The sequence below is a fragment of the Candidatus Deferrimicrobiaceae bacterium genome, assembly GCA_035256765.1.
GTDB lineage: Bacteria > Desulfobacterota > Deferrimicrobia > Deferrimicrobiales > Deferrimicrobiaceae > CSP1-8.
Window position 1 is genome coordinate 1 of the sequence record DATEXR010000281.1, and the last position, 3,661, is coordinate 3,661.

Below are 3,661 nucleotides of genomic sequence, written 5' to 3' on the forward strand. Positions count from 1 at the left end.
TCGAGGAGATCCATTTCACCTTCGAGGGGAGCGACATCGCGCGGACCCGGGGAGTCCGGGTGCTGAGCCGCGAGGAGCTCCGCAACGGGGACGTCAGTCTCTCCTACGTCTCCCGGCTGATGAACCGGACCTACTCGGACGCCCCCCGGATCCGGAAGGTGCTCCAGACGATCTGGTACCAGGTCAACGCGGGGCAGGAGATCTACGTGATCGGGAAGATCCTCGAGGACAAGACCGTCCGCGGCGGAACGGGCTGGGGAGCCGAGTTCGCGAAGCTCTGCAACAAGCCGATCTTCGTCTTCGATCAGGATGCCGACCGGTGGTTCCGCTGGGCCGAAGAACGGTGGGTCGAAGTGACGGACGCGGGGGAGCCCAGGATCCGGAGCCCGCGATTCACGGGGACCGGAACCCGGTTCCTCGAGGAGAACGGCCGCCTGGCCATCCGGGAGCTTTTCGAACGCTCCTACGCGTGAAGGATCTCCGCGCATGACCCCGCCTGCCATCCGGAACGTGGCGATCATCGCCCACGTGGACCACGGAAAGACGACGCTGGTCGACGCGATGCTCAAGCAGAGCGGCATCTTTCGGGAGAAACAGGTCGTCCCCGACCGCGTGATGGACTCCATCGACCTGGAGCGGGAGAAGGGGATCACGATCATGGCGAAGAACGCCGCGGTGGTCTACCGCGGCGTGAAGATCAACATCGTGGACACCCCGGGGCACGCCGACTTCGGCGGCGAGGTGGAGCGGACGCTCAAGATGGTCGACGGGGTCTTGCTCCTCGTCGACGCCTCCGAGGGGCCGCTCCCGCAGACGCGCTTCGTGCTCAAGAAGGCGCTGGAGCTGGACCTCCCCGTCGTCCTGGTCGTGAACAAGGTCGATCGCCCGGACGCGAGAGTCGGCGAGGTGATCAACGAGGTGTACGACCTGTTCATCGACCTGGACGCGGCCGAGGGGCAGCTGGATTTCCCCATCCTCCTCACGAACGCCCGGGCGGGCAAGGCCCGGGAGTTGGACGGGGAGGGGGCTTCCGACCTCCGCCCGCTGTTCGACCGGATCCTCTCCCACATTCCGCCCCCTTCCGGAGACCCCGAGGGAGTCCTCCAGCTCCTCGTCACGCACCTCGACTACAGCGATTACGTGGGCCGGCTGGCGGTCGGGCGGATCGTTCACGGTACCGTCCACGCGGGGGAGACGGTTGCGGTGTGCGGGAAGGAAGGAGCCGTGGAGCGGGTCAAGGTGACGGTCCTGTACATCTACGACGGGTTGTCGAGAAAGGAGGTCGGCGAGGCATTCGCGGGGGACATCGTCGCGCTGGCGGGGGCGGAGGGGGCCACGATCGGAGACACGCTGTCCGACGCGGAGAACCCGCGGACGCTCCCCCGGATCGCGGTCGACGAGCCCACCGTCTCCATGGTCTTCTCGATCAACACGTCGCCCTCCGCCGGCCAGGAGGGGAGCCTCGTCACGTCGCGCATGCTTCGCGAACGCCTGGAGAAGGAACTGCTGGGCAATGTGGCGCTGCGGATCGATTTCTCGGGGACCGACTCCTTCACGGTGATGGGGCGGGGCGAACTGCAGCTGGCGATCCTCATCGAGATGATGCGCCGCGAGGGGTTCGAGCTCTCCGTCTCCCGCCCGGAGGTCGTCACGAGGACGAAGAACGGCGTCCTCCTGGAGCCGGTCGAGTCGCTCTTCCTCGACGTTCCCGAAGCGTACCTCGGGGCCGTGACGCAGAGCGCGGGGGCCCGCAGGGGGAAGATGGTGAAGATGGTCAACCCGGGACGGGGGAGGGTCAGGCTCGAGTACCGGATTCCCTCCCGGGGGCTCATCGGTTTCCGCTCGGAGTTTCTGACCGAGACGCGGGGCACGGGGCTGATGAACCACCTGTTCGACGGCTACGAGCCGTGGCAGGGCGCCATCCGGGACCGGGTCGCGGGGGTGCTGGTCGCCGACCGCGCGGGGAGGTCCACCGCGTACGCCCTCTACCATCTCCAGCCGCGGGGCACCCTGTTCCTCGGGGAGGGGGAGCGCGTGTACGAGGGGATGATCATCGGGGAGAATTCGCGCCCGGTGGACATGGACGTCAACGCGACCAAGGAGAAAAAACTCACCAACATCCGCGCGGCGGGCGCCGACGAGGCGCTGCGCCTGGTCCCTCCCCGGATCATGTCCCTGGAGAAAGCGATCGAATTCATCAACGAAGACGAGCTGGTCGAGGTGACGCCGGGGTCGGTCCGCCTCCGGAAGAAGATCCTCCCGGCAGGCCGCCGCCCGCGGAGGAAGGAATAGCGGCCGGGGCGCGGCGCGAGTGGGAATTTCCCGCCACCGGCCGGCGAAAAGCGCTGGAAAGCCGGCGGTCGGGGATGCATAATAAAAAACTCAACCAGTTTTTTTCCAAGGGGGGGAAAAGATGCCGAAAACCGGTCCTGCGAAGGAAAAGAGAGGCCCCGCCGGCGCGTTGATGCGGGCGTTGCGGTTCGAGAGGGAGGGGAAACGGCTTTTCACCGCGGCCGCGGACAAGAGCGCGGACCCGTTCGCCAAGCAGGTGTTCGCCCTTTTGGCGCAGATGGAGACGAAGCACATGGAGGATATCCAGGCGATCGCCAGGGAGCTCGAGGAGGAGGGGAGATTCCCCAAAGTGCCCTCGGCGCCCCACGACGCCCGGATGAGGCAGTTCCGTCGGGAGCACAGCCGGATCCGGAAGGAGAAGGTCATCTCCGGGGACGCCGCGGACGGGATGCGCAAAGCCTTGGCGTTCGAGGCGGAAGGGCGGGAGATGTACATACGGATGTCGAAAGCCGCGACCCATCCCCAGGAGAAGAGGTTCTTCAAGCTTCTTTCGACCGAGGAAGACAGCCACTTCAACATCATCTACGAATATCTCGATTTCCTCGAGAGGAGGGGACTCCGGATGCAGGACGGGTAAGGGGGCGTCCCGCATCGGGCGGCCCCCGCGGATCCCCCGGGCGCGAAGGGTCGGAGGCCGGGGAAGGGGAAAACTTTTAGGGGGGGCGCAGGTCCGGTGTATAATAGGAATAATTTACGATTGATGCCTGCCATATTCCCTCCAGGCGAATGAGGCGTGAAATGAAAAACCGTACGATGTACTTCCTTGTCGCGTTTGCTCTGGTGGCAGTCGTGATTTTTGTCGCAGTCGCGGGGCACGCAGCGCGCCGTGAATTCTGGCTGACGCCCCCGAAGGGGGAGAGCGAGGACTACATGGTCCCGCCCCCGCCATTCACGGAGGGGATCTTCCCCTGCTCCGAATGCCACTCCGGCATGACCCCGAACCCGAAGCGCCGGGAACTCAAGGAAGAGCACACCAATATCCTATTGAAAAACCACGCCGAAAAAGAACGCTGGTGCCTGGACTGCCACGACGAAAAAAACCGCGACAAGTTGCGGCTTGCATCCGGTCAGTTGATCGACTTTACGGAGAGCTACAGGCTTTGCGGCCAGTGCCACGGGGACAAGTACCGGGATTGGAAGGTAGGCATTCACGGGAAGCGGACGGGGCAATGGAATGGGAGGAAGGAGTATCTGCTGTGCGCCCATTGCCACAATCCGCACAACCCGCGGTTCAAAGAGATCCAGCCGATGCCGCCGCCAGCCCGGCCGGGAACTATTCGATAAGAATCGACTTTTATACCGAACCCGC

4 protein-coding genes are annotated in these 3,661 nt (G+C 64.8%); all 4 read left to right on the plus strand.

Annotated elements, in window-relative coordinates:
* On the plus strand, nt 1-473 hold a 473-nt coding region (locus VJ307_09760), incomplete at its 5' end, for a hypothetical protein (GenBank protein ID HJX74428.1).
* Between the two features lie 13 nt (nt 474-486).
* Nucleotides 487-2,292, plus strand: a complete 1,806-nt coding sequence (gene typA / locus VJ307_09765) for a translational GTPase TypA (GenBank protein ID HJX74429.1) — start codon at nt 487-489, stop codon at nt 2,290-2,292.
* A 121-nt stretch (nt 2,293-2,413) separates the two neighbouring features.
* Nucleotides 2,414-2,929 (plus strand): ferritin family protein, encoded by a 516-nt coding sequence (locus tag VJ307_09770; GenBank protein HJX74430.1) that lies wholly within the window; start codon nt 2,414-2,416, stop codon nt 2,927-2,929.
* A 161-nt stretch (nt 2,930-3,090) separates the two neighbouring features.
* Nucleotides 3,091-3,636, plus strand: coding sequence for a hypothetical protein (locus VJ307_09775; protein ID HJX74431.1), 546 nt, complete (start codon nt 3,091-3,093; stop codon nt 3,634-3,636).
* Nucleotides 3,637-3,661: the final 25 nt, after the last annotated feature.

Coding starts and splice junctions, on each gene's coding strand:
- typA (HJX74429.1), top strand. CDS start 487: ATGACCCCGCCTGCCATCCGGAACGTGGCGATCATCGCCCACGTGGAC.
- VJ307_09770 (HJX74430.1), top strand. CDS start 2,414: ATGCCGAAAACCGGTCCTGCGAAGGAAAAGAGAGGCCCCGCCGGCGCG.
- VJ307_09775 (HJX74431.1), top strand. CDS start 3,091: ATGAAAAACCGTACGATGTACTTCCTTGTCGCGTTTGCTCTGGTGGCA.